Origin of the sequence: Pedobacter petrophilus (assembly GCF_009674725.1) — a bacterium.
Classification (GTDB): domain Bacteria; phylum Bacteroidota; class Bacteroidia; order Sphingobacteriales; family Sphingobacteriaceae; genus Pedobacter; species Pedobacter petrophilus.
In genome coordinates this window covers 38,565-64,676 of the sequence record NZ_WKKH01000005.1, presented here as the reverse complement: position 1 = coordinate 64,676, position 26,112 = coordinate 38,565, and the positions used below count along the sequence as shown (strand labels likewise).

29 protein-coding genes are annotated in these 26,112 nt (G+C 38.3%); 10 read left to right on the top strand and 19 right to left on the bottom strand.

The genetic code is table 11. The features are described from left to right. The 3 genes from GJU39_RS04535 to GJU39_RS04525 all read left to right on the top strand — a co-directional run bounded on the left by GJU39_RS04535 (position 1) and on the right by GJU39_RS04525 (position 2,167). Positions 1–984: a hypothetical protein gene (locus GJU39_RS04535; RefSeq protein WP_154279512.1), complete on the top strand. Its 984-nt coding sequence runs from the start codon at positions 1–3 to the stop codon at positions 982–984. Positions 985–1,097: 113 nt separating this feature from the next. Then, the gene (locus GJU39_RS04530) at positions 1,098–1,403 is read left to right on the top strand and encodes a YbaB/EbfC family nucleoid-associated protein (protein WP_154279511.1); all 306 of its coding nucleotides are present in this window, start codon (positions 1,098–1,100) and stop codon (positions 1,401–1,403) included. An 86-nt stretch (positions 1,404–1,489) separates the two neighbouring features. After that, complete coding sequence (locus tag GJU39_RS04525; RefSeq protein ID WP_154279510.1) at positions 1,490–2,167, top strand: metal-dependent hydrolase; 678 nt, start codon at positions 1,490–1,492, stop codon at positions 2,165–2,167. Positions 2,168–2,221: 54 nt separating this feature from the next. On the opposite strand, the gene GJU39_RS04520 is transcribed toward GJU39_RS04525, so the two are convergent. The 3 genes from GJU39_RS04520 to GJU39_RS04510 form a co-directional block, all read right to left on the bottom strand. Then, positions 2,222–2,560 (bottom strand): hypothetical protein, encoded by a 339-nt coding sequence (locus GJU39_RS04520; protein WP_154279509.1) that lies wholly within the window; start codon positions 2,558–2,560, stop codon positions 2,222–2,224. A gap of 148 nt (positions 2,561–2,708) precedes the next feature. Beyond that, positions 2,709–5,519 (bottom strand): DNA polymerase I, encoded by a 2,811-nt coding sequence (gene polA, locus GJU39_RS04515; RefSeq protein ID WP_154279508.1) that lies wholly within the window; start codon positions 5,517–5,519, stop codon positions 2,709–2,711. Between the two features lie 95 nt (positions 5,520–5,614). Beyond that, a complete protein-coding gene (locus GJU39_RS04510) occupies positions 5,615–5,827 on the bottom strand; it encodes a hypothetical protein (protein ID WP_154279507.1) in 213 nt (70 codons plus the stop codon). A gap of 50 nt (positions 5,828–5,877) precedes the next feature. On the opposite strand from GJU39_RS04510, the gene GJU39_RS04505 reads away from it, so the two are divergent. Beyond that, positions 5,878–6,555 carry a hypothetical protein gene (locus GJU39_RS04505; protein ID WP_154279506.1) on the top strand — a complete coding sequence of 226 codons (678 nt, stop codon included), beginning with the start codon at positions 5,878–5,880 and terminating at the stop codon, positions 6,553–6,555. 145 nt (positions 6,556–6,700) lie between these two features. Here GJU39_RS04505 and GJU39_RS04500 read toward each other — a convergent pair whose 3' ends face one another. From GJU39_RS04500 to GJU39_RS04490, 3 genes are read right to left on the bottom strand one after another with little or no spacing between them, the layout of a single operon-like run. Beyond that, positions 6,701–7,285 carry a DNA-3-methyladenine glycosylase I gene (locus tag GJU39_RS04500; RefSeq protein ID WP_154279505.1) on the bottom strand — a complete coding sequence of 195 codons (585 nt, stop codon included), beginning with the start codon at positions 7,283–7,285 and terminating at the stop codon, positions 6,701–6,703. Position 7,286: 1 nt separating this feature from the next. Then, positions 7,287–7,649 (bottom strand): four helix bundle protein, encoded by a 363-nt coding sequence (locus GJU39_RS04495; RefSeq protein ID WP_154279504.1) that lies wholly within the window; start codon positions 7,647–7,649, stop codon positions 7,287–7,289. Positions 7,650–7,696: 47 nt separating this feature from the next. Next, the gene (locus GJU39_RS04490) at positions 7,697–8,050 is read right to left on the bottom strand and encodes a carboxymuconolactone decarboxylase family protein (RefSeq protein ID WP_154279503.1); all 354 of its coding nucleotides are present in this window, start codon (positions 8,048–8,050) and stop codon (positions 7,697–7,699) included. 58 nt (positions 8,051–8,108) lie between these two features. Between GJU39_RS04490 and GJU39_RS04485 the strand changes: the two genes are divergently transcribed. Continuing rightward, the gene (locus GJU39_RS04485; RefSeq protein ID WP_154279502.1) at positions 8,109–8,468 is read left to right on the top strand and encodes a hypothetical protein; all 360 of its coding nucleotides are present in this window, start codon (positions 8,109–8,111) and stop codon (positions 8,466–8,468) included. Here GJU39_RS04485 and GJU39_RS04480 read toward each other — a convergent pair. Then, positions 8,458–8,790, bottom strand: a complete 333-nt coding sequence (locus GJU39_RS04480; protein ID WP_154279501.1) for an MGMT family protein — start codon at positions 8,788–8,790, stop codon at positions 8,458–8,460. The genes GJU39_RS04485 and GJU39_RS04480 overlap by 11 nt on opposite strands. Further along, complete coding sequence (trmB, locus tag GJU39_RS04475; RefSeq protein WP_154279500.1) at positions 8,790–9,440, bottom strand: tRNA (guanosine(46)-N7)-methyltransferase TrmB; 651 nt, start codon at positions 9,438–9,440, stop codon at positions 8,790–8,792. Before trmB ends, GJU39_RS04480 begins: the two co-directional genes overlap by 1 nt. Before the next feature lie 113 nt (positions 9,441–9,553). Here trmB and fcl point away from each other — a divergent pair, with 113 nt between their 5' ends. Then, positions 9,554–10,480 (top strand): GDP-L-fucose synthase, encoded by a 927-nt coding sequence (fcl, locus tag GJU39_RS04470; RefSeq protein WP_342448177.1) that lies wholly within the window; start codon positions 9,554–9,556, stop codon positions 10,478–10,480. A 582-nt stretch (positions 10,481–11,062) separates the two neighbouring features. Beyond that, a complete protein-coding gene (locus GJU39_RS04465) occupies positions 11,063–11,995 on the top strand; it encodes a hydrogen peroxide-inducible genes activator (protein ID WP_154279499.1) in 933 nt (310 codons plus the stop codon). A gap of 73 nt (positions 11,996–12,068) precedes the next feature. On the opposite strand, the gene GJU39_RS04460 is transcribed toward GJU39_RS04465, so the two are convergent. The 4 genes from GJU39_RS04460 to GJU39_RS04445 form a co-directional block, all read right to left on the bottom strand. Beyond that, on the bottom strand, positions 12,069–12,530 hold the full coding sequence (locus GJU39_RS04460; RefSeq protein ID WP_154279498.1) for a hypothetical protein: 462 nt from the start codon (positions 12,528–12,530) through the stop codon (positions 12,069–12,071). 99 nt (positions 12,531–12,629) lie between these two features. Next, positions 12,630–13,238: a superoxide dismutase gene (locus tag GJU39_RS04455; protein ID WP_154279497.1), complete on the bottom strand. Its 609-nt coding sequence runs from the start codon at positions 13,236–13,238 to the stop codon at positions 12,630–12,632. A gap of 405 nt (positions 13,239–13,643) precedes the next feature. Beyond that, a complete protein-coding gene (locus tag GJU39_RS04450) occupies positions 13,644–14,111 on the bottom strand; it encodes a nucleoside deaminase (protein WP_154279496.1) in 468 nt (155 codons plus the stop codon). Positions 14,112–14,287: 176 nt separating this feature from the next. Next, positions 14,288–14,623: a tRNA-binding protein gene (locus GJU39_RS04445; RefSeq protein WP_154279495.1), complete on the bottom strand. Its 336-nt coding sequence runs from the start codon at positions 14,621–14,623 to the stop codon at positions 14,288–14,290. A 225-nt stretch (positions 14,624–14,848) separates the two neighbouring features. Between GJU39_RS04445 and GJU39_RS04440 the strand changes: the two genes are divergently transcribed. From GJU39_RS04440 to GJU39_RS04430, 3 genes are all read left to right on the top strand, one after another. Further along, entirely contained in the window at positions 14,849–16,324 is a 1,476-nt protein-coding gene (locus GJU39_RS04440; protein ID WP_154279494.1) for a xylulokinase, read from the top strand. 24 nt (positions 16,325–16,348) lie between these two features. After that, positions 16,349–17,680, top strand: coding sequence for a xylose isomerase (gene xylA / locus GJU39_RS04435; RefSeq protein ID WP_154279493.1), 1,332 nt, complete (start codon positions 16,349–16,351; stop codon positions 17,678–17,680). A 129-nt stretch (positions 17,681–17,809) separates the two neighbouring features. Next, positions 17,810–19,489, top strand: a complete 1,680-nt coding sequence (locus GJU39_RS04430; protein ID WP_154279492.1) for a sodium/sugar symporter — start codon at positions 17,810–17,812, stop codon at positions 19,487–19,489. Positions 19,490–19,740: 251 nt separating this feature from the next. Here GJU39_RS04430 and GJU39_RS04425 read toward each other — a convergent pair whose 3' ends face one another. From GJU39_RS04425 to GJU39_RS04395, 7 genes are all read right to left on the bottom strand, one after another. Beyond that, positions 19,741–20,124, bottom strand: coding sequence for a hypothetical protein (locus tag GJU39_RS04425; protein WP_154279491.1), 384 nt, complete (start codon positions 20,122–20,124; stop codon positions 19,741–19,743). A gap of 2 nt (positions 20,125–20,126) precedes the next feature. Then, positions 20,127–21,356 (bottom strand): ABC transporter permease, encoded by a 1,230-nt coding sequence (locus tag GJU39_RS04420; RefSeq protein ID WP_342448176.1) that lies wholly within the window; start codon positions 21,354–21,356, stop codon positions 20,127–20,129. An 89-nt stretch (positions 21,357–21,445) separates the two neighbouring features. After that, positions 21,446–22,084 (bottom strand): MBL fold metallo-hydrolase, encoded by a 639-nt coding sequence (locus GJU39_RS04415; RefSeq protein ID WP_154279490.1) that lies wholly within the window; start codon positions 22,082–22,084, stop codon positions 21,446–21,448. A 4-nt stretch (positions 22,085–22,088) separates the two neighbouring features. After that, positions 22,089–22,679, bottom strand: coding sequence for a gliding motility lipoprotein GldD (gldD, locus tag GJU39_RS04410; RefSeq protein WP_154279489.1), 591 nt, complete (start codon positions 22,677–22,679; stop codon positions 22,089–22,091). 49 nt (positions 22,680–22,728) lie between these two features. Further along, positions 22,729–23,472, bottom strand: a complete 744-nt coding sequence (locus GJU39_RS04405) for a shikimate dehydrogenase family protein (protein ID WP_154279488.1) — start codon at positions 23,470–23,472, stop codon at positions 22,729–22,731. Positions 23,473–23,559: 87 nt separating this feature from the next. Beyond that, positions 23,560–24,327, bottom strand: a complete 768-nt coding sequence (locus GJU39_RS04400) for a phosphosulfolactate synthase (protein ID WP_154279487.1) — start codon at positions 24,325–24,327, stop codon at positions 23,560–23,562. 61 nt (positions 24,328–24,388) lie between these two features. Beyond that, positions 24,389–25,792: a tetratricopeptide repeat protein gene (locus GJU39_RS04395; protein WP_154279486.1), complete on the bottom strand. Its 1,404-nt coding sequence runs from the start codon at positions 25,790–25,792 to the stop codon at positions 24,389–24,391. Positions 25,793–26,112: the final 320 nt, after the last annotated feature.

Here is a 26,112-nt window from a genome sequence, read left to right as displayed (position 1 = left end):
ATGGCTAAAACAAAATGGATTATTGAACCCAGTACCGTTACCATTTATCCAAAACGTAGTTTGAGGATATTAGGACTTGTCTTTTTTATTCTGGTTGCGGTATTTATTTACTTTCTGGCTACGGAGATGAGTGGCTATTCTGTGGCAACTTCGATCACTTATTATGTGGTGTTGCTAATGATTCCGTTGCTTTTGGTTTTTGTTGCCGAATCGAAAGTAATCTTTAACGGAACAGACAGAAGATTATATAAAAAGATTGGGTTTCTACCAGTTGGATCTATTCCATTTGATGATATCGCAGCAGTTGAGCTTTATGAAACGCTGGGAAGCGGATTCAATTATTCGCTGTTTAGAAAGAGTAACAGGCATGGAAAAGGTTTGGTGGTATCTGCTGGTTATAGTAAGGCGACAGATGCCAATTTTATTCAATACCAAAATGAGGTACTACCGAAGATCGATGAACTGGTTTTTGCTAATGCACCTGTTATATCAAAGCAAGCCATTTTCGACTTTGAGTTCTTTAAAGAGGAAGGTGGCGTTTACGTATTACGGCAGAATAAAATTGGCGGCTTGATTGTAGGCTTTGTGATGATTGGCATTACCGTAGCCATTTTGCTTAATCCGGATTTTATGATGGAAGAGGCTGCTTTTAAAAGAATTCTTGTTACTTACTTTCCACTGATCATTGGTTTGGTTTTTGTGTATGCTTTCTTTTCAAGTCTTAAATTTGATAAAAACCAAGGTAAGGTGATTCATTCTACCTTCGGTGGCAGGAAAGTGACTGAATATGCTTTCGATGACCTTATTCGCTTTCAGATTGTAAGAAAAACAACCAATCTGATTTACTCAGGTACCGAAGTAAACGCCGAAATCTACTTGCCAGACAAAAATAAAATGAAAACCCTGTCGATGAAAAGTTTCATCGGCACGAAAAAAATCGATCGATTCCTCGACGAAGCCAATACTATTCTCGGACGAATTTAAGCCTAAAGAAGGGTAACTATTTTTGGTTTGTTCATATGTAAATTCAGCTATATAAAAGTGGTATCTGAAAACCAATTCAATTGAATTTCGTTTACTATAAAAACAATAAAATTATGTTCGATAAATTATTCGCAGCACAGCAAAAAGCCGAAGAAATTAAAAAACGTTTAGATACGATTTACGTATTTGGAGAAGTAGAAAATGGCGCTATTAAGATTACTGCTACTGCTAACAAGGCGATTACTGCTGTTGCCATTGATGAAGAATTTTTAAAAAATGCAGATAAAGAGGAACTGGAAGAATTGCTTTTAACGGCAATTAATAAAGCGCTTGCCAATGCAGAACAGGTAAGCGCTACAGAAATGCAGGCATCAGCACAAGATATGCTTGGCGGTTTGGGTGGCATGTTTGGTCAGTAAGACTTTTTTAAACGAATTGGCTATCAACAGGATATTAAAAATAATTTGAGTGTTGATACCAGATTTCAAATCCTGATACTAATAATATGAAATACACTTATTATGGTCAATCTTGCTTTTCAATAGAAGCAGATGGCAAAAAATTTCTTTTCGATCCATTTATAAAATCAAATCCGCTCGCAAAAGATGTGGATACCACAAAAATTGAAGCAGATTACATTTTGGTTAGTCACGGGCATAGTGACCACGTAGGCGATTTAGTTGAATTGGCAAAACAAACTGATGCCCAGGTGATTGCTTTGGTTGAAGTTGCCGGCTGGATCAAAAGTCAAGGGGTTGAAAAGGTGATTGATATCAATTTCGGAACCCAAACTTTACCTTTCGGTAAACTCCGTACGGTATGGGCTGTTCACAGCAGTTCTAATCCTGATGGAAGTTATGGGGGTAATCCGGCTGGTTTTGTACTGGAACTGGAAGGGAAGCAAATTTACTTTGCAGGTGATACCGCTTTAACCTTGGAAATGAAGTTGCTGGCAGATTTGCATCATTTAGATTATGCTATTTTGCCCATTGGCGGTCATTATACAATGGGGGTAGATGATGCAGTTATTGCTGCTAAATACATCAATTGTGAACAGGTAATTGGCGTACATTACGATACTTTCCCTCCTATTAGTATTGATAAAGAAGAAGCAGTTGCCAAATTTAAACGCGAAAATAAAACGTTATTACTTCCTGCAATTGGTGAAACCATTTCACTATAAATAAAAAAAGGGTTCTAACTTTCGTCAGAACCCTTTTTCAATGATAAACTAAACCTAATTCTTTTTAGCAACGGGTTTGTTTGCTTTATAGCGCATATCAGCTGTTCCATCTTTTTTAGTAGGGCCAGCAATCTTAGTTACAGCTTTAGTTTTATTTTCTGTAAAACGCTTGTCTGGCGTGCCATCGGCTTTTAATTTTGTAGCTGTTGCAGTAGTTTTCGTTTCAACTTTTTTAGTCTCTTGTTTCGCTGCTGCTTTTGCAGGAGCAGTTGTTGTTTTTACTTCTTTTTTTACAACAGTTTTAGCTTTAGCAGGGGTTGTTGCAGGTGTTTGAGCAAATGCTGTTGTTAATCCAAATGCTGCGATCGCGATTAAACTTAATAATTTTTTCATGTTCTTTAAAATTTGATTTTTGATGGTCTGAAGCTACTTCGTTATACTCCGAGGTTCATGCTTTTTAACCTTTGTATTACTCGTTATTTGTTGATATAAAAGTGATTACTCGGAATGAAGTTTTAATGAAGTTAAGAAATTATTTTATTTAATGTGCAGCAAGCCAATTATCCCCTTCGCCTATTTCTACTACAATAGGAACAGTTAACTTAATTGCATTCGCCATTTTATCCTGAATGATGGCCTTCATCACTTCTTTTTCAGATCGAAGCACATCAAACACAAGCTCATCATGCACCTGCATCGTCATTGTAGACTGTAATTGCTGTGCTTTCATTTCTTTGTGAATGTTAATCATTGCAATTTTGATCATATCAGCCGCAGAACCTTGAATGGGTGCATTAATTGCATTTCGTTCTGCAAAACCGCGTACCGTTTGATTAGCGGAGTTAATATCCCGTAAATACCTTCTTCTGCCCATAATGGTTTCTACAAAGCCATTTTCCCTGGCAAAGTTCATGGTATCACTCATGTATCGCTTAATTCCAGGGTATTGCGTAAAATACTGCTCAATAATATCAGCAGCCTCTTTGCGCGGAATGCTAAGGTTCTGCGATAAACCAAAAGCGGATTGCCCGTAAATAATACCGAAGTTTACGGCTTTCGCATTTCTTCTTTGCGTACTATCTACTTCCTCAATCGTTATTCCATATACCTTTGCTGCGGTTGCCGTATGGATATCGATGCCTTGATTAAAAGCATCGAGCATGTTCTCTTCTTTACTGATTTCGGCGATGATTCTTAACTCAATCTGCGAGTAATCTGCTGATAATAAGATATGGTTTTCATCTCTGGCAATAAATGCCTTACGCACTTCACGCCCTCTTTCTGTACGAATAGGAATATTCTGTAAGTTAGGATTGTTAGAGCTTAAACGGCCGGTTGCGGCTACCGCCTGATTATATGAAGTATGAACACGACCGGTTTTGGCATTAACCATTAAAGGAAGGGCATCAACATAGGTCGACTTTAATTTCTGTAATTGTCTGAAATCCAGGATATCTTTAACAATATCACTTTTATTGGCAAGTGCTGTCAACACATCTTCGCCGGTTTGATATTGTCCGGTTTTTGTTTTTTTAGCTTTAGGATCAAGCTGGAGCTTATCAAATAAAACCTCACCCAATTGTTTAGGCGAAGCTAAATTGAAAGTCAGGCCTGCCTTATCATAAACACTTTGTTCTGCTTTTCTAATCTCTATTGCTAACTCTGCAGAATAGGCTTTAAGCGTGTCCATATCAATGCGAACACCTTCTTTTTCAATATCAGCTAAAACATAAACCAGTGGATTTTCAATTTCCTCGGCAAGTTTAGCTGCGTTAAGTTCTGTCAGTTTTGGCTCAAAGATGTGGGCCAGTTGCAAAGTTACATCAGCATCTTCAGCCGCATAATCCACAACATCTTCCACCGGAACATCACGCATGGTGCCCTGGTTTTTTCCTTTTGGCCCGATGAGTTTTGTAATGGAAATAGGAGAGTAGTTGAGGTAATTTTCGGATAGTACATCCATACCGTGACGTGTATCCGGATCAATCAGGTAATGCGCCAGCATGGTATCGAAAATTTTTCCCTGAACCTGCACATCATACCATTTCAAAACCAAAATATCATATTTAGTATTCTGGCCAATTTTCTCAATTTCAGGGTTTTCTAACACCACCCGAAACTCGTCAACAATGGCCTGTGCTTCTGCTCTTACTGCCGGAACGGGGATATAATAACCTGTTCCAGGTTTAATACAGAAAGATAATCCAACCAAATCTGCGGTATTGGCATCAGTTCCCGTCGTTTCAGTATCGAAAGAAATTCTTGGTTCTGCCAGTAGTGTTTTAATTAAGTCTGCACGTTTTTCTGCGGTATCAACCAATTGATAATCATGTTCCGTATTTTCTATCGTTTTTGCCGGTATTTTTTCCGCAGGTTCTTCTTCAATGGTATTGGTATATTGAACAGCTTCTCCGGTTTGATTGCCAAAAAGATCGGTTTGCGTACCTTCGCCAAACCTGGCGGTGGTTACCGAAAATTCATCACCAAATACACGGCGGCCTAACGTTCTGAACTCCAGTTCCGTAAAAAGAGGTTCCAGTAAATCGCGACTAGGATCGCAAAGTTCGAGGCTTGCTTCGTCTAATTCCACCGGAACATCCAGAATAATGGTGGCAAGTTTTTTGGAAATTAATCCCTGCTCGGCAAAGTTTTCTACGTTTTCGCGTTGTTTGCCTTTTAGCTCGTGAGAATGGGCAATGATATTTTCCATCGAACCATAGGTTTTAATGAGTGCTTTTGCCGTTTTCTCGCCAATTCCCGGAATCCCAGGAATGTTATCAACTGCATCACCCCATAAACCTAAAATATCGATTACCTGCAGTACATTTTCAATTTCCCATTTGGCTAAAACCTCTTTCACACCAAGAATTTCCATGTCGTTACCCATGCGTGCGGGTTTGTAAACGAAAATATTCTCCGATACCAGTTGGGCAAAATCCTTATCAGGCGTCATACAGAAAACCTGAAAACCCTTTTGTTCCGCCTTTTTTGCCAGCGTACCAATAATGTCATCAGCTTCATAACCATCAGAAGTAATCACCGGAATGTTGAAGCCTGTGATTAATTTTATTACGTAAGGCATGGCTGCGGCCAGATCTTCAGGCATTGCCTGGCGATGTGCTTTATAAGCTTCAAAAGATGTGTGTCTTTCTGTTGGTGCTTCCGTATCGAAAACGACTGCTATATGGGTAGGTCTTTCTTTTTTTAATACATCAAGCAAGGTATTGGTAAATCCCATTACTGCCGATGTATTTATGCCTGTTGATGTAAAACGGGGATTTTTACTGAGTGCAAAATGTGCCCGATACATTAGCGCCATCCCGTCTAAAAGAAAGAGTTTTTTATTATTCATGTGATTTCACCGATTTAATGATTACACCGATATGAAGGTTTAATCTGTTGATAAAAGTAACCAAAGTTAAAGGTTTAGAAAAGATATACTTTCAATTAACTGAAAAGAAAATCGAGTAAAATGGCGATGAGGTTAAAAGAAGCGGGTAATAAAATGGAATAGACTAATCCATGTTTTACCCGGATGTAGCCCCTTGATAAACCTCTAAATGCCTGAGTCTCCTTTATCAGCATTTTCTTATCTTTGCTGAACCTTAAGTATTTAGGTTTTTTTAGGAATTGCCAATATGTGGTGAGCGTTTCAATCATATCAATATTATTTTTACTTAAGCTTCGTTATATCAATAGCATACTCACTTATGAAGATTTTTAGCTTATTTACTCTACTATTTTTCGCCATTTCGATGACTGGTTCTGCCCAGGATTTTATCGTTAAAAACAATGATGATGTAATTCGTGGAACCATAAAAGGAACTGATTATTTCTCTGTTTTCATTAGCGCCAATGATCAGCAGGATGTGATTCTTCCGGCAAAGGAGGTTAAAAATTTCTTCTGGAATGGAAATAGTTTTTTGAGTAAAGGGTTTGCCAACGGAAAGAATTTTGAATACCGGTTTGTGAAAGTAATGGAGATTGGTACGGTAAATTTATATTCGTTTGGCGGTGGAACATTAATGCCTGCCGTAAAAGAGAAGAAGGTTCGGTTTCGCCCCTCTGTAGGCATTGGCACCGGAACAGGCGGCTTTGGCGGAATGGGTGTAGGCGGCGGAATCAGCATTGGTGGCGGCCGAAATGCTGCGCCAGAACGATCAGGAGCAGCTGCAGTTCGTTACTTTATCGAAAAGCCTGGAACAGGACCATTACAGGAAGTGCCCATGAAAGCAATCACCGATGAGGATAAAAAAGCCGGTGTAAAAACGGTGCTTCTGCAAAAATTAGGTGATCAGCCAGGATTGAAAGCGAAGATAGAAACGGCTACAGATTTGAATAGCAGAGACGTAGTAAGTTGGGTGCAGGAGTATAATATGAAACGTTGATTACAGAACCGACATTGTATTGATTAGGGTCTAACATCCGGTGTTCAGGGGTTTTAACAGTTTGGTGCCTATGTCGGCTTTTAAAAGCTTTCATTGAAATTACCCGATCTTGAAAATCTATCAAATGTATTTTACTTCGGGTTATTTATCTTGCGCAGCAGTTCAGTAAATGATCATTTACCATTCCGGTGGCCTGCATAAATGCATAGCAAATGGTGGTACCGAAAAATTTAAAGCCACGTTTTTTCATGTCTTTACTGATTGCATCAGATATTTCAGTTCTTGCAGGAATGTCGCTCATTCTGTTTATCTGGTTTTGAAGGGGTTCTTTACCTGGCATAAATTGCCATAGGTATTTTGAAAAGCTTCCAAATTCATTCTGAATCCCGATGAAGTGTTTAGCATTGGCAATTGCACCGTTTACTTTTAATTTGTTGCGGATAATGCCAGCGTCATTCATCAGTTTTTCTACATCTTTTTCATCAAAAGCAGCTACTTTTTCTACATTAAAATTAGCAAAAGCTTTGCGGTAGTTTTCCCTCCTCCGGAGGATAGTGATCCAGCTTAAGCCTGCTTGCGCACCTTCTAAGATCAGAAATTCAAAAAGTATTTGATCATCATAAACAGGTTTCCCCCATTCTTCATCGTGGTATTTTTGATATAAGGGATCGGTGCCCGCCCATGAGCATCTTATTAAGTCTAAAGTCTTTAGTCGGGAGTCTTGAGTCATTTTACGCGAACTTAGCAGGGTTGTTAATCATGTAGTTTAATAATTTACTGATTTCTTCGCATTCAGTATCCAAGGTATGATAGGTGTCTGTTGAAATATAATTGCAAGCCAGAGCAACATCGAGCCAAACCTGTGTTTCGCCGTTTTCCATATCTGCATCTGTTAGTTTACTAATGAAATGATTTGGGTATCGCCTCTTTTTATAGGCCTCGCCAATGCTGCTGCACACCGATCTAGATGACCTTCGCATTTGATCGACCAAGCTATATTGTTCAGTTTTCGGAAAATCTTTAGTCAACGTATAAATTTCCATTAATAAGGAAAAACCTTTCTTATAGACAATTAATTCTCTGAACTTCCCCATGCTATTTATTTTGACTCAATATAGCAATTAAGAGTAAGACTATTGACTCAGGACTTAGGACTCAATAACAATTCATCCCAATACTCCACAGCTCTTCTATAATGCGGAATCACGATGCTTCCACCAACCAGGTTGGCGATCATGAAAATTTCGTTCATTTCCTCACTGTTTACACCGGCATCGTGGCATTTGCCCAGATGGTATTTAATGCAGTCATCACAACGCAAAACCATCGAAGCAACAAGGCCTAACATCTCTTTGGTTTTTACATCTAGAGCACCATCTGCATAAGAAGTAGTGTCTAAGGCGAAAAAACGTTTGATGTTTGTATTAGCCGTTTCCATAATTCTATCGTTCATTTTTTCGCGATAGCCGTTAAATTCTTCTACTAACTTTCCCATATTGTAAAATCTAAATCTTTTTTAATAGATGATTGTTTAATAAATTAAATAATTGAATATGAAAATTATATCCCCAAAATTTCATGCGGTATTGGATTATATTCTGGTGATGTTGTTACTGATTTCGCCTGATCTCTTCGGGCTTTCATCAACTGCATCCACCCTTGCTTATACTTTAGGGATAATTCATTTCTTATTCACCGTGTGTACCAAATTCAGCGGTGGTATCTTTAAGATAATTAACCTTCAAATTCATGGTTTAATAGAACTTGTGGTGAGCATAACCTTAGTTGTATTAGCCTTTACTGTATTTAAAGGCAATATCGTTGATGAAATGTTTTATGCCTGTTTTGGGATACTGCTGCTTATTGTTTTTACCTTAACAGACTACAAACGAAGTCTGCCTGTTATTCTGTAATTTCTTCCAGCGGATTCCAGAATACATTTTTAAAGTTCACCACTTTATCGTCTTTTACTTCTACGCCCTCTCCGGCCAGTAATTCTTCCATCATTTCCGGGGTTTCAAAATGAAACTTGCCAGTTAATAATCCACTGCTATTCACCACGCGATGTGCCGGAACTTTCGGATGTGCAGTACCTGCATAACGCATGGCATAGCCTACCATTCTTGATGATTTTGCTGCACCTAAACTTTTAGCGATGGCACCATAAGACGTTACTCTCCCCTTTGGGATGAGTCGCGCAATCTCATAAACCTGCTCGTAGAAGTTCGTGTTCATTATTCAAAGGAGAATTGGATGTAATTGATGTTTTTATCATGAAGCAGGTATTTTTTTTCATAATAAGTTTTGATCGACAATACCTCATCAGCAAACGCTGAGGTGTATAAATGATCGGTATTTTTATGAACGGTTAAGCCCAAATCCGCAGTTTTTTCAACGGTATAGGCATAAAGCTGATCGTTATCTGTTTTCAGGTTAACACAACCACCTGGCTTCAGCACGATTTTATACCTGTTTAAAAAAGCCGGAAAGGTTAAGCGCTTTTTCTCGCGACTATCCTGTGGTTGCGGATCAGGGAAGGTAATCCAGATTTCGTCTATTTCACCACCGTCGAAATAATCAAGTAAATTTTCAATTTGAATCCTTAAAAAGGCTACATTATCAATGCCATCTTCAATAGCCGTTTTGGCACCACGCCAAATGCGGTTTCCTTTATAATCGATTCCAATAAAGTTTTTATCAGGGAATAATCTTGCCAGATTTACAGAATATTCACCCTTTCCACAAGCAAGTTCGAGCACAACAGGATTGGCGTTTTTGAAGTGATTAGCTGCCCAATGCCCTTTTAATACCTTGCCCTCTTCTAATTGATATACGTTTGCAAATGTTTCGATCTCTGCAAAACGTCTAAGTTTATCTTTACCCAAAAGTTTAATTTTTCTGCAAAAATACAATTAAATCAATATCGAAGTTCTTTTGACAGAAAGATTAATGCCATTCTTATCAAGGAATTGTATTTTTGTAACCTATAAAAACAACTGTGGAAAAGAACGCAAAAATATATGTTGCCGGGCATCGTGGAATGGTAGGCTCTGCCATTTACCGGAAACTGGTTAAAGAAGGGTATACGAATATCATTACCAGAACCTCTGCCGAACTGGATCTTCGGAACCAACAGGCGGTAACTGATTTTTTTGCTGCCGAAAAACCTGATTATGTTTTCCTGGCTGCGGCGAAAGTTGGTGGCATTGTAGCCAATAATACTTACCGTGCAGATTTCCTGTATGAAAATCTGGCGATTCAAAACAATGTCATCCATAATGCTTACCTGAATGAAGTGAAAAAACTGATGTTTTTAGGTTCAAGCTGTATCTATCCTAAACTGGCGCCGCAGCCTTTGAAGGAGGATTATTTATTAACCGGAACTTTAGAAGAAACCAACGAGCCATATGCCATTGCGAAAATTGCAGGGATTAAAATGTGCGATGCTTACCGCGATCAATACGGCGCTAATTTTATTTCGGTAATGCCAACCAATTTATATGGGTATAACGATAATTATCATCCACAGAACTCTCATGTTTTGCCTGCATTGATTCGTAAGATTCATGAAGCAAAGATCAATAATGTAAAGGAAGTGGTGGTTTGGGGATCTGGATCGCCAATGCGTGAGTTTTTATTTGCTGATGATTTGGCTGATGCCTGCTATTTTTTAATGGAACATTACAATGAACGTAACCTCATCAACATCGGTACCGGTCATGATTTAACGATCAGAGATTTGGCGCTATTGATTAAAGAAGTTCTGGGTTTTGAAGGCGAACTGGTGTTTGATACCACCAAACCGGATGGAACACCACGAAAATTAATGGATGTAACTAAACTGCATGATTTAGGCTGGAAACATAAGGTAGAACTTCGTGAAGGAATCGAATTAGCCTATCAGGATTTTGAAAGCAGGTACTAAATAATGATTGAGTTTTGAATGAGAGAATGTTGATTGGCGATCTTATCATTCAATAATTCAGTCGTTCGCTAATTTTGAATGAGAGAATGTTGATTGGCGATCTTATCATTCAATAATTCAGTCATTCACTAATTTTGAATGAGTGAGTGTTGATTGGCGATCTTATCATTCAATAATTCAGTCATTCACTAATTTTGAATGAGAGAATGTTAATTGGCGATCTTATCATTCAATAATTCAGTCATTCGCTAATTTTGAAAGAGTGAGTGTTGATTGGCGATCTTATCATTCAATAATTCAGTTATTCGCTAATTTTGAATGAGAGAATGTTGATTGGCGATCTTATCATTTAATATAATTCAGTTATTCGCTAATTTTGAATGAAAGAGGAATTGAATGTTTGAATGAGAGAATGTTGAAAGCTTGGGCATTAATTACAATTGCAGGTTAATAGTCAAATATTCACGCATTCATTCAATACTTATTCATTCTGTCAATCATTCATTTCCTAATTCTATCACTCCCTAATTTTAATTATAGTTAAAATTTATATCTTTGGATAAATAAATAAATTTAGACTATATGACTTTAGTTCAGCTAGAATACATTGTTGCAGTTGATACCTACAGAAGTTTCGTAACGGCTGCAGATAAGTGTTTTGTAACCCAGCCAACCTTAAGTATGCAGGTGCAAAAACTAGAGGAGTTATTAAGTGTTAAAATATTTGATCGCAGTAAACAACCAGTCTTTCCGACAGAAATCGGTGCACAGGTAATTGCACAGGCACGGGTTATTTTACAGGAAAGCGGAAAGGTTAAGGAATTAATCAGCAGTCAGCAGCAGGATGTTTTAGGAGAGCTTAAAATTGGTGTAATCCCTACAGTTGCCCCTTATTTATTGCCCGAAGTAATTTCTGCTATGCTGGAGAAATACCCCGATCTTAAATTGTTGATTTGGGAATACACCACAGAGGATATTATTCATCACCTTAAAACAGGCGTTTTAGATTGTGGAATTTTAGCTACGCCATTAACCGATGCCAATATTTCTGAAACGCCACTTTATTATGAAAACTTTGTCAGCTATATCAGTAAAAATAGCAAGCTCTATAAAAAGAAAGCGGTAGATGCAGAAGATCTTAATGAAGAAAATATCTGGCTGCTGAATGAAGGGCATTGCATGCGCAACCAGGTGTTGAATATTTGTCGCTCTACAAAAAACAATCGATTACAAGGTTTAGAATACAATACCGGGAGTGTAGAAACACTGATCAGAATGGTGGATTTAAATGGCGGCGCCACATTATTACCAGAATTAGCTATCGCTGAATTAAGTGCCAAGCAAACCGGTAAAATCCGTCATTTCAAATCACCTGAACCAGTAAGGGAAATCAGTCTGGTTACACACAAAAATTTTATCAAAAAGAGAATGTTAAATGCTTTAAAAGATGAAATCTTAGAAATTATTCCCAAAGCAATGAAACAAAAAAAGAAGAAGGATATTGTAGGGATTTAACTCAGGCCCCCGAATAGAAAGTCTCGTTCAAACCGCAGAAGCAAATCCTAAACCTGGAAATAAAAGAATGTTATTACTGTTTTTGAGGCACTAACGGAGGTGCTGAAAGTAAACCTTTAATGTCGCCTTCTACCTCTGGCTCGTCACCTTTTTTCTTTTTCTTGCTTTTGTTTTTAGCAGATTTACCACTTAAACGTTCTTCAATCACTTTGTCGTATTCGGTTTGTTGCTCGCCTTTTAATACATTGCGAATGCTTTTCGACGTTTCGTTCTGAAGCTTATAAAATTTATCTACATCCTCTTCCCGGGAATTTCCAGCTTGTTGCCTTTTAACCAAATCTGCCTGTTCTTTGGCCTGGTTAAAAGTGAAACGATAAATTACACTTTTCTGGGTATCATTTAATTTTAGCCTTTTATCTAAATCGTCCACGTTCTTTTTCGCAATTTCATCTGGCGTTGGCATCTTGTTTTGTTGCGCATTCGCTGCAACACTTATTCCAGCTAAAACTAAAAGTAAAAATATAACCCTCTTCATTTCGAATATTTTAATTGTGGTAAAGTTAGGTAATTATCTTAAAACAAGAAAGTCCCGGTTTTTACACCGAGACCTTCCTGTTTAACTATATTGTTTTGCTTACAATGCTTTTTTGTAAAGTTCTGCAACAGCATCCCAGTTCACAGCATTCCAGATTGCAGCTAAGTAATCCGGACGTTTGTTTTGATATTTTAAATAATAGGCGTGTTCCCAAACATCAATACCGAAGATAGGTGTACCTTTTACTTCAGCAACATCCATTAAAGGATTATCCTGGTTTGGAGTAGATGAAACCTGAAGTTTTTTATCAGCACCAACCGATAACCAAGCCCATCCCGATCCGAAACGAGTTGCACCAGCTTCCTGTAATTTAGTTTTTAACTCAGCGAAAGAACCGAAAGTTTCGTTAATCGCTTTAGCTAAATCGCCAGTTGGCTCGCCACCTTTATTTGGACCTAAAACGTTCCAGAATAAAGAGTGATTATAGTGACCACCACCATTGTTTCTAACAGCAGCAGGATATTTTGAAATGTTCTTAACAATTTCTTCGATGCTTAAATTCGCCTCTGGTTTACCTTCAACAGCTTTGTTCAAGTTGGTTACGTAAGCCTGGTGATGTTTATCATGGTGAATTTCCATGGTAGTTTTATCAATATGCGGTTCTAATGCGTCTGTAGCGTAATGTAACGCTGGTAATTCAAAAGCCATAGTTTTATGTTTTAAATTTAAAAATGTTTGTTGAGCAAATATAACATTCGTAGGTTAAGATTTGTTCATGTTATTATCATCAAATGGTATTTTGGTTCTTAACATAGAGTAGACTTGCTTATTCAAATCAAGAGACTGGATAAAAGAAATTCAAAACCATAAGTTAGTATAGGCGTTATTTTTATTGAAAACATTAAGGAATTAAGGATTATTAAGTTAGGGTGTGCATATCGGTCTTTTTTCTTTTCGCGTTAAAAATATTAAGAAATTAAGGATCATTAAGGTGTTTAGCATTTAGTCTTGATACCTGATACTAGCTACTTACTACTAATATACATCAGTTCTTTGCTTTAACGTCTAGTCTTGATACCTGATACTCGCTACTTGATACTAATTACTACTCCCTCATCTCCTCTTCTCAAAAAAACTTTTCATTAACAATCCACATTCATCAGCCATTACGCCGCCTTTTAAAATGGTTTTTGGGTGTAAGAGATTAGAACCTTTAGAAATAAAGCCTCGTTTTTCTTCCCTTGCCCCGTAAACAATCCGGCTTATTTGAGTCCAGTAACTGGCGCCGGCACACATTACGCAAGGTTCTATAGTTACATATAAAGTGCAGTCTTTTAAATATTTGCCACCGATGGTTTGTGTTGCAGAAGTAAAGGCCTGCATTTCTGCGTGTGCGGTAACGTCATTAAAACGCTCCGTTAAATTATAACCCCGTCCAATAATTCTGTTTTTGCTCACCACAATTGCACCGATTGGAATTTCATCCGCTGCCAATGCCTTTTTAGCTTCTTCCAAAGCCAGTTTCATATAGTGGATATCTTCTTCCTCGGAATTTGTTTCTTCAAAATTGTAAAAACTCATGGTGCAAATATAGGCAATCTTTCATGCTGACTTTAATTGATGAGGAGCGCAATGGCAGTGCTTGTCGGGTGGTTCGGTCCTGCTTTCCATTATAGTCCCGATTAGAAAAAATCGGGAGCTGGCATTCCAATCAAGGCTAAAAATAAAATGCACTGCACAATCGTTACAAAGCCAGCCTAAACCAGCTTACTGCCATTCGGTACTTTCCGTTCAACCGCTGATAATACAATATCACCGTTCTCATCTGCGAAACCGGTCACCAAAAATTCCGACATAAATTTGCCGATCTGTTTCTTAGGGAAATTGATCACGCCGATAATTTGTTTGCCTACTAATTCTGTAAGGCTGTAATGTTTAGTAATCTGGGCACTGCTGGTTTTGATTCCAAATTCACCGAAGTCTACCCTTAACTTATAAGCTGGTCGTCTGGCTTCCGGAAATTCTAAAGCTTCTATAATTGTTCCGATTCTGAGTTCAACCTTTTCAAAATCATCCCATGATATTTGTTGCATAATCAAATTTAATTTTGTGCAAATTAATGAAAATGAATAATTATTAAGCTAATACCTTCCAGAAGCACTATTTTTCATTTCTGGTAACCATACGCTACATCTATATCCTAATCTTATTTGTTAAAAATAATTAATAAAAGCTAAAAAATTTGCGATTAGGATTTTTACCGTTAACTTTATGCAACCGTTTGCATAACCAGATATTAAAAAATTAATTAAAAAAGAATGTATTTATTAGGGATAGATATTGGCACCTCTTCAATTAAGGTTGCAGCAGTAGATGCAGGCACCCGGAAATGTGTGGCTACCGTTCAATATCCGGATGAAGAAACAGAAATAAAAGCAGTAAAAAACGGTTGGGCAGAGCAGTCGCCTGCAGAATGGTGGAAGAATGTACAACAGGCTATTTTAAGGCTCAATGCTACCGGGGCTTTCAATCCGAAGGAAATTAAAGCAATCGGTATTGCCTATCAGATGCATGGCTTGGTGGTGGTAGATCAGGCACAAAATGTGTTGAGAGACAGCATCATCTGGTGCGATAGCCGTGCTGTGGAGTTAGGTGATGGTGCATTCGAAGCCATTGGTCACGATAAATCACTTTCGCATTTATTAAATTCTCCGGGAAACTTCACCGCATCCAAACTGGCATGGGTAAAAGAAAATGAACCGGATGTTTATCGCCAGATTGATAAAATCATGTTGCCCGGCGATTATATTGCCATGAAATTAACAGGAGATATTACCACCAGCATCCCGGCGCTATCTGAGGGCATTTTCTGGGACTTCAAAAATGATGAAATTTCCAGCGATTTAATGGAATATTATGGTTTTGATGAGAAATTGATCCCGGAAATTAAGCCATTATTTTCAGCTCATGGAACATTAAGCGAAGAAGTGGCGGGTTTACTCGGACTAACAGCCGGAATCCCGGTTTCTTATAAATCTGGCGATCAACCTAATAATGCTTTATCGCTAAATGTATTTAAACCTGGCGAAGTTGCGGCAACTGCGGGTACCTCCGGTGTAATTTACGGCGTAAGTGATGAACTAACTTACGATCAGCAATCACGCGTAAATACTTTTGCGCATGTAACCTACACCAAAGAAAAGAAACACACCGGTGTATTGCTTTGCATTAACGGAACAGGAAGCATGTACCGTTGGGCCAAACACAATTTCGCTCCGGATACCAATTACCCTGCCTTAAATAAACTGGCTGCAACAGCACCGATTGGCAGTAAAGGACTTAAAGTATTGCCTTTTGGAAACGGCGCAGAAAGAATGTTGAACAATAAATTTACGGGTGGCCAATTAATCGGCATCGATTTAAACCTTCATCAGCAGGCAGATATTTTCAGGGCGGTACAGGAGGGGATTGCTTTTTCTTTCAGGTATGGTTTAGATATCCTGAGGGAAAATGGCATGCAGCCAAAAGTGATTCGTGCAGGCAGGGCAAATCTGTTTTTGAGTGATGTATTTGCACAAACCTTTGTAGATGTAACCGGTATTCCCGTTGAACTTTATGAGAACGATGGAAGCGTGGGGGCAGCTTTGGGTGCTGGAATAGGCGCCGGAATTTTTAAAAATGCTGAAGATGCTTTTACGCAACACCAGGCAATCAAAACCTTAAACCCGCAAAATTCGGAGCAATATGAGCCGATTTACCAGGAATGGAAAGAAATTTTAATCAAATTATTATAAACAGAACCGCAAAATAAGAGTACAATGAAAAACGTAGTAACAGGAGAAAAAGAATTTTTTAAAGGCATTGAACAGGTTAAATTCGAAGGTCTGGAAAGTGATAATCCATTAGCCTTCAGGTGGTATGATGCCGATAGGGTAGTGGCGGGAAAGACCATGAATGAGCATTTCAAATTTGCCTGTGCTTACTGGCATTCATTTAATGGTAATGGTGCAGATCCGTTTGGTGGCTCAACACACGTTTTTCCATGGGATGAAAAGAAAGATGCCATTGAAAGGGCAAAAGATAAAATGGACGCTGCATTTGAGTTCATTACTAAAATGCAATTGCCTTACTATTGTTTCCATGATGTTGACGTTGTTGATTACGGAAATAATGTTGCTGAAAACGAACAAAGGTTACAAACACTGGTAGAATATGCTAAACAAAAGCAGGCAGATAGCGGTGTGAAGTTACTTTGGGGTACTGCAAATTTATTCAGCCATGAGCGTTACATGAACGGTGCTTCTACCAATCCGGATTTTAAAGTTTTGGCACATGGTGCTGCACAAGTTAAAGCGGCATTAGATGCTACAATTGCTTTGGGCGGTGAAAACTATGTGTTCTGGGGTGGAAGAGAAGGTTATATGAGCTTATTAAATACCAATATGAAACGTGAGCAAGAGCATTTAGCGCAATTTTTACACACGGCGAAAGATTATGCACGCAAACAAGGATTTAAAGGAACCTTCTTTATTGAGCCTAAACCATGTGAGCCATCGAAACATCAATACGATTATGATGCAGCTACGGTGAAAGGCTTTTTGCAACAATATGATTTATTAAACGATTTTAAATTAAACCTGGAGGTAAACCATGCTACTTTAGCTGGTCATACGTTCCAGCATGAATTACAGGTTGCCGTTGATAACGGTTTACTGGGATCAATTGATGCCAACCGAGGTGATTACCAAAACGGCTGGGATACTGATCAGTTTCCGAATGATATTAATGAATTAACAGAATCCATGTTAATCATTTTAGAAGGTGGTGGCCTTCAGGGTGGTGGTGTAAATTTTGATGCCAAGATCCGCAGAAATTCTACAGATCCAAAAGATTTGTTTTATGCTCATGTAGGTGGCATGGATATTTTTGCCCGTGCTTTAATTACTGCTGACGCAATCCTTCAAAAATCTGATTACAAAAAAGTAAGGACAGAACGCTATGCCTCTTTCGATAGCGGTAAAGGTGCCGAATTTGAACAAGGAAAGCTGAGTTTGGAAGATTTAAGAAACTATGCTGCAGAAAATGGCGAACCGGAAGTGAGGAGTGGCAGACAAGAATATCTTGAAAATCTGATCAACAGATACATCTAAAATCAATGTTTAAGTAAGATCATAGATTAATAAACGTCTTTTTAACGTTTTTTATTTAAAAAAATGTGAATATTGATTTATGATTTTACTACATTTAGATTTCTAAACCAAATAACCTTTTATCATTCAATGAAACATAACTTACTGGACACGAAGGATTACATTGTATTTGCAATCTACTTCGTTATTGTAGCAGCCTACGGTCTTTACATCTACAATAAGAAAAAATCTGCATCCACAGGTTCTAAGGATTACTTTTTAGCGGAAGGGTCTCTTACCTGGTGGGCAATTGGCGCCTCATTAATCGCTTCAAATATTTCTGCAGAGCAGTTTATTGGGATGAGTGGTTCCGGCTTCAAAATGGGCTTAGCCATTGCTACCTACGAGTGGATGGGTGCACTTACACTTGTAATCGTTGCCGTATTCTTTATTCCTGTTTACCTCAAGAATAAAATTGCTACTATGCCTCAGTTCCTGCATCAGCGGTATAACGGTACCGTAGCGATGATTATGGCTGTGTTTTGGCTGTTACTATATGTAGTGGTTAACTTAACCTCTATTTTGTATTTAGGTGCATTGGCGGTAAGCAGTATCTCTGGTTTTGATTTAACTTTTTGTATGTATGCCATTGCCGCATTCGCCATTTTAATTACCCTGGGCGGGATGAAAGTAATTGGTTATACTGATGTTATTCAGGTGTTTTTCTTAATTCTGGGTGGTTTAGCAACTACTTATCTGGCATTAAACCTGGTTTCTACACATTACGGTACATCAGGTGTTTTTGAAGGCTATAGCTTAATGACTTCAAAAGCTTCAGAACATTTCCAAATGATCTTAAAGCCAGACAACGAAAATTACATTGATTTACCAGGTTTGAGCGTGCTGGTTGGTGGGATGTGGATTGTGAATTTAAACTATTGGGGTTGTAATCAGTACATTACTCAACGCGCTTTAGGAGCCGATTTAAAAACAGCCCGTGGTGGTTTACTCTTCGCTGCATTCTTAAAATTATTAATGCCGATTATTGTGGTGCTTCCTGGTATTGCAGCTTATGTATTATATAAAGATGGTGCTTTCCAGTCAGAAATGATGCAGGATGGTTCTGTAAACCCGGATCGTGCTTATCCGGTATTGTTAAACTTATTGCCTGCCGGGTTAAAAGGCTTATCATTTGCGGCATTAACGGCTGCAGTTGTAGCTTCACTGGCTGGTAAGGCAAATAGTATTGCAACAATCTTTACTTTAGATATCTATAAAAAGGTTTTAAAAACAGATGCTTCTGAAAAAGACCTGGTATTTACCGGTAAAATTGCGGTTGTAGTGGCTATGGTTTTAGGTGTTTTAATTGCACCTCACTTAGGAATCGATAAAAAAGGTGGTTTCCAATACATTCAGGAGTATACAGGTTTTGTATCTCCGGGTATCTTCGCCATGTTTATTCTAGGTTTCTTCTGGAAAAGATCTACCTCAAACGCGGCATTGTTTGCCACTATCGGTGGTTTTGGCTTGTCGTTGTTGTTAAAATTCTTACCGGGAATGGTGGATCTTTCTTTCTTATCAGGAATAGGATTCTCTGTTAAAACAGCAGCGGGTATTTATGAAATTCCGTTCTTAGATAGAATGGGTATTGTATTTGTGTTCTGTATTTTAGGAATGGTATTAATCAGCTTAACTGAGTATAGAAAAGGAGTTGCCAATCCAAAAGGACTTGAAATTGATTCGAGTATGTTTAAAACAACCCCAGGCTTTGCCGTGGGTGCCTTAATCATTGTTGGCTTACTGGTTGCACTTTATGGTATCTATTGGTAGCTGGAACACCATATTAATAAAACCAAAAAGAGCTCCGATTTTTATCGGAGCTCTTTTTGGTTAAGGAGAATTTTAATCAGCATGAAGTTGACTTTTACCATTCACGACCTGAAGCTTTATATTAGCTGCTTAGTCTGGCAATAATTTAAATGTTTTCAGCTAAAGGCGACTATTTTAAGATTAGTATTAAGGTGACTTATTTTTATCACGGTTCCTGGCGAAATAATAACATCATTAATACTGGTATGAAACTATTGTGAACAAGGCCCGTCAGGAATTTCTTTGCTGATTTTTAATACTTTCGTAACCACCAGTGTAGAATCAAAATCGGCTGAAACCGCAGAGGTATCTGATTTTGCAAAATAGCCTTCCAGTTCTACATATACTGGTTCGTATGGTTTTTCGAAATTAAGGTTGCTGTAAGAAAGCTCCAGATTTTTAACGCTATCAGCCACCCAATATTCACGGCCATCATCACACATGGTAAAGGATTTCATTTCCGGCCCGAAACTATATAATCCTTTCACAACCTTAACATCACTCTCCTGCGCTGCGGCTTTTTCCTTCCTATTACAAGCTGTAATAGCCAATCCGAAGATTACAACAAATACAAATGCCTGTTTAACTAATTTCATTCTTATAAAGTTTGATTAATTTGGTCTATCTTTTTAACGCTTAAATTTGATGACAAAGCTGATGCCAGAAATGAGAAAAATCCAACGGTTAAGAACACTAAAAGATAGTCTTTCCATTTAAGTCCGATTGGATAAGAATCCATTAATAAGTTTGCTTCGCCCATTTTAATGATGCCATAATTATGCTGAACATAATAGAAAATCAGTCCTATTATAAGGCCTAATATGCAGCCCGACATGGTAATCATCATGCCTTCGAATAAAAAAATGCGTTTGATGAGTTTTTTGCTTGCGCCAAGGCTGCTGAGGATCGCAATGTCTTTCATTTTATCGATCACCAGCATGGTTAAAGAACCAATAATATTGAAAATAGCAATGATGAGAATGAAGGTAAGGATAATATAAACAGCCCACTTCTCTGTATTTAATATGTGGTAGAGCGATCGGTTTTGCTCTGCCCGGTTGCGCACTTCAAAGCCTTCACCAAGATTGCTGGCAACTTCTTTTTTAAAACGATCTACATCGGTTCCTTCCTGCAGGTTAATTTCTATGGTAGAAACATTTTTCTCTTCGCCAAGCAGTTCTCTTGCAAAAGCTAATGGAACGATAATCCCGTTATCGAACTCTTGCTGCACTTCAAATACGCCACTTACCCTGATGCTTTTATTTACAAAATCTTCTGTCGGGTTTAATGTATTAACTGCGATTGTTTTTTTAGGAGAGAAAATTTCCAGTTCTGTAAATGGATCAACTGTATTTACGGCAAGCTGACTTTGCAAAGCCGAGCCGATTACGGCCGTATACCCGCTTTTATTCTGTAGTGTGAAATGGCCTTCACGGATCGAACTATCGAGCTTGGCATTTTTTAAATAGGCTAAGCTTACGCCCTTTACCATGCCAACAGCCTGTTTCTGGTTGTATTTAAGGAGCGCATTTTCTTGCAGTACTTCGGTATAAGAAAAGACTGCTTTGTTTTTTTGCAGTGAAGAAAAATAGCTTGTATTTGGATCGAACGTTTTTCCCTTCGCTGGCACAATAACGAGTTCTGGTGTCATCGTATCAAACAGCCCGAGTACCACTGTTTCTAAACCATTAAATACCGAAAGAATAATTATTAACGCCGCACTGCCAACCATAACACCAACCATAGATATGCCGGATATCAGGTTAATGGCATTGGTAGACTTTTTTGCAAACAAATAACGTTTTGCAATATATAGGGGCGTATTCACAGCGGTAAAGATAGTTAAAATGTAAGTTGGAAAATGTGAAACAAACAATTGTGCATTAATTGCACAGGATCTACTTCCTTCGCTCGCATTTAGAAGAATGGGTTATGTTTTTTCTCGTAACCAATAGTTGTAGCCGGACCATGGCCCGGATAAACTGTGGTTTCATCAGGTAGAACGAACAGGCGCTGTGAAATGTTTTGAATTAATTGCTGATGATTCCCGCCGGGAAGATCTGTCCGGCCGATGCTGCCCTGAAACAACACATCGCCACCCATTAAAGTATGATCGGCTTTGCTGTAAAAGCATAAATGGGCAGGTGAATGGCCAGGCGCAAAAATGATAGAAAGCGAACTGTTTCCGAAGTTGATCGTATCGGCTTCCGTTAAGAAAGTGTCTGGAAGCGGAGAAATCTGGTATTGCGTAAAACCCATTGCCGGTGCATAAGCCGGAACCGCATTTAAGACTTCCAGCTCTCCTTTATGAAACTGTGGTTTCAATCCGTAGGTATCAAATACAAATTTATTTCCGAACACGTGGTCGATGTGGCAATGTGTATTCAGCAATAAAACGGGTTTAAGGCCATTTTCCTTGAGGAAAGAAACCAGCTCATTTTGTTCGTAGCCCTCATACATTCCCGGATCTATGATTACACACTCCTTTGTTTCATCAAATAAAACATATGTATTCTCACTATAGGCATTAAATGTTAAGCTTTTTACGGTAATCATAATGTTATTGGTTTTTCCACCTGAAGTTAGAGATTAAGGTATCTATATCTTTTTTAATGAAACTGATTACGGGTGCAATCGAATCATATTGAGGACGCTCGTTGAAATATAAGGCACCCCTGAAATAATGTTTGGTGCTGTCTGTTAAGAAAAACTGAACAGAAGAAGCAGTATTGCCTTCTATTGCGTAATAAATGCCATATACTTTCCTATCGGGATAATAAATTACTTTCTGATCAATCGCGCTGGCTTTGATGGTATGCTTAAAGGCTAATTTTCGCGCATCTTCCACCATGTTTTCATATTCCCCTTTGCCCGTTACGTCATAGTAAGTTAAATGCAGGTAACCGTTAAATTGTTTAAAGTGAAGGTTATACCAGTTCTTTTGAGCATCGCGACTTAGATCTTTCTCCAATGTAGCATATTTTGGATAATCAAAACGGAATGGCATGGGCGCTAACATTGTTTGATAGGCTTTTTTTGGAAACTCAATGCGATAGTAAGCTCTCGGTTTAGGACTATAATCATTATCCCGGCATGCCGAAAAGGTGATCAGCAGAACAACTTGAAAAAGGATGATGTATTTTAACTTCATTGTTCTTTATAATCTTGATTATTGTTCCTTGCCTTAACACAGAGAAAAACTATCTATTCCATATTGCCCAGGCTTTCTCCGCTTGTTGATGCAACATTTCCAGGCCATTTTTAGTAACCGCCCCACGTGCTGCAGCTTTTAAAAGAAAGGTAGTTTCCAGTGGATTGTAAACCAAATCATATGCCAGATGCTGGTCTGCGATATGTGTAAAATCTATTTCCGGAAATGTATCTATATTCGGCGACATGCCCAGGGGCGTAGTGTTGATCAGTAATTTATGGCTAGCTAAAATTTCAGGTGTTACTTCGGAATATAAGATGGCATTTTCTGTTACGCTGCGCACCACCACCTGAAATTCGATTTTTAGTTTCTTTAATACGTATTTAACGGCCTTGGCTGCTCCGCCATCGCCAAAAACCAAGGCTTTGGTGTGTTGCGGTTGCAAGAGTGGAGTTAAAGATTTCTCAAAACCATAGGCATCGGTATTGAAACCTTTTAAATAAGTCTCGCCTTGAAAACGTTTTACACAGATGCAATTCACTGCGCCAATTTTTTCTGCAGCTTCTTCAATCTCATTTAAGAAAGGCAAAACACTTACTTTATGTGGAATGGTAACGTTTAAACCGCAAATTGATTCATTACTACTTAATAAATCAGGAAGAGATTTGACGTTTTCGATAGAATAAAGCTCATACTGATGATCAGCAATGCCGTCATTTAAAAATTTTTCTGTAAAATACTTTTTAGAAAAAGAATGAGATAGCGGAAATCCGATTAAGCCGTAAGTTTTCATGTGTATATTACGTCAATGCGAAGCAGAAAGCAATCAGACTAAATCAGCAGATTTAAGATTGCTTTTTGCCTCGCAAGGTCAGTATTTTTATTTTGTCTGGTTTAGGAAATAGTCGAACGTATCGCCTCTTAACCCTAAACGAATGGTTTCTAATGGAATCACTTCGGCCGGTGCAATGTTGCCCAGGTTTACATTTGTTCCGATTAATTTGATAAACCAAACCTGTTGTTCTTTTTGTGGTGCTTCCCAGATAATGGTTTCTTCAGGGATTTGCGTTAAAATTTCATCAACTAAACCTTCACGAACCTCGCCACTACCACGGTAAATACCTACGTTTCCACCTTCACGTGCTTCCGCAATTACTTTCCATGCGCCAGCTTCGATTTCAGCCTTCATTAATTTGATCCATTTGTATGGCGCAAATATTTTAGCTGCATCTTTACTGCCCACTTCAGAAATTACGGTAACCTGTTTAGCCAGTTCAGTAATGTAGCCACATTTCAAGTCATGCTCAATTTCAATAGAACCATCTGATACTTCAGCATATTCCATTCCATATTGGTCTAAAATGCGCTGATAATCTGAAAACTGGTCACGTATGATAAAAGCTTCAAACAATGTTCCTCCGAAATAGGTAGGAATACCGGCACTTTTATATAAAGCTAATTTTTCTTTAAGTTTTGGCGTCACGTGTGATGTCGCCCAGCCTAATTTTACGATATCTGTATGTACACCGGCAACTTCAATAAAATCTTCCACCTGGCGCAGGCTTAATCCTTTATCCATAACCATTGTAAGGCCATTCTGGCGTGGTTTAGCAGGACGTTCAGGAACGTTTAATAATGGGTAATTCATATGCGTACAAAAGTGAAAAAAAAATTTGAGATTTATTTGTTAAATTTTTCTCAAAAGGCTGTTATCTAATATAGCGGTTAATAACGTTGATAATGGCGCTGTTATCCTGCAATTGAGGCAAATACTCGAACAAAATATAGTGCTTATCCGGATCAGTGGTTAACGCAGTTTCTAAAAATCCCAGTGCATCTGCATAATTTCCAAGTGCAAACAGGTAAGCCACCATGCGGTAATAAAGTTCGGCGGCTTCCGGATTATTCTTTATCGCTTCTGCCATCGTTTCCGATGCTTCTAATAATTTGCCTTGCTCGTATAGCACCGTACTGAAATCCAGCCAGGCTTCTATATCCAAAGGATTATATTCCAAAACCTTTTCGTAAGCTACTATGGATTCTTCAATCTGACCAAGCTTATAGTAGGCATCAGCCATCGCAAACCAGAAATCCGGATTTTCAGCTTCTAAATCGATTGCTTTTTTATAAAAATGCAAAGATTCAAAATAACGTTCTTCATGGTTCAGGGTTACGCCTATCCCGAACCAGGCATCAGCCATCTTCGGGTCCATTTTTACCGATTTCTTGTAATATGAACGGGCCTCATCCATTTTTTCTAACTTCTCGTAGCATTCGCCAATGGCACAGTAAGTGTCTGCATTGGGTTGCTCATACTCAAAAGTGTGCTTATAAACCTCTATCGCTTCGTCGTATTTATCCAATTGCACCAATGCGTTACCTTTGTTAAAGTAAGCAGAGCTGAAATCTTCTTTGATTAAAATGGCATAATCGTAAGCGTCGATGGCTTTTTCAAAAAGATTCAGCTTATGGAAACTGTTGCCCAGGTTATACCAGGCCGCATAAGAATAAGGATCGGTATCGATGTATTGCTGATAAAATTTGATGCTTTCTTCCTGCTTATCCAACACGTCGTAACAGAAGGCCAACTCGTAAAGGCCATCCTGGTTTTCCATATTTTGTTCTAAACTAAGCTTAATATAAGTAATTGCACTTTCATAATCGCCCATGCTTTGATACACATAAGCCATTTGCAAAAGTACCTCATCTGTGCTTTCTGCCAAGCTTAAAGCCTTTTCATAATTTTCCAGTGCCTCGCTATAACGTTCGGTATTCTGGTAAATGTTACCACGCAATAAGTAAATATCCGGTTCTGATGGTTCCAGTAATTCGGCTTTTTGCAAGGCAAGAAAAGCCCTGTCATGATCGTTTGTTAAAATATAAAGATGTGTCTGCTTGATTAAAAATACGGTTGCATAAGGGTGTTGATTAACAGCGTAATCTACCACTTGCAAAGCCTTTACCGGATCATTTTTTTCAATGTAAAAATCTACAATATACTCAAAGGCGCCTGCATCGAAAAAGTATTGATCCTGATTACGGATCATCTCTTCGTAGCGTTCTACCGAACGTTGTGCGTCTTCGTTGGATTCAAAAAAGAATTCTTCTTCCATATACAATTAAATTAAAGAACCGTGCCAATTGGCAGAAAAATACAATATAAGTTTACCAAATTAAATTATCCGCTTTAGAAATAATTATTAACATCGATTGTTGAAAACGATGTAAACGGCTGAAAATAAAGCTTATTGTTGCAATAATGATGTGTGGATAATCGATAGATTTTTTCAACATCGCGGTTCCTTTTCCCTTCTTTTACAAAAATAGGATAAATATATCGCACTAACGTAATGCCGAAGTCAGGAAAGATAGGAGATGAAGTGAAGCTTAAATCCGGACAGAAAGTGGATCTGTTGCGTAAAAACTAGTCACT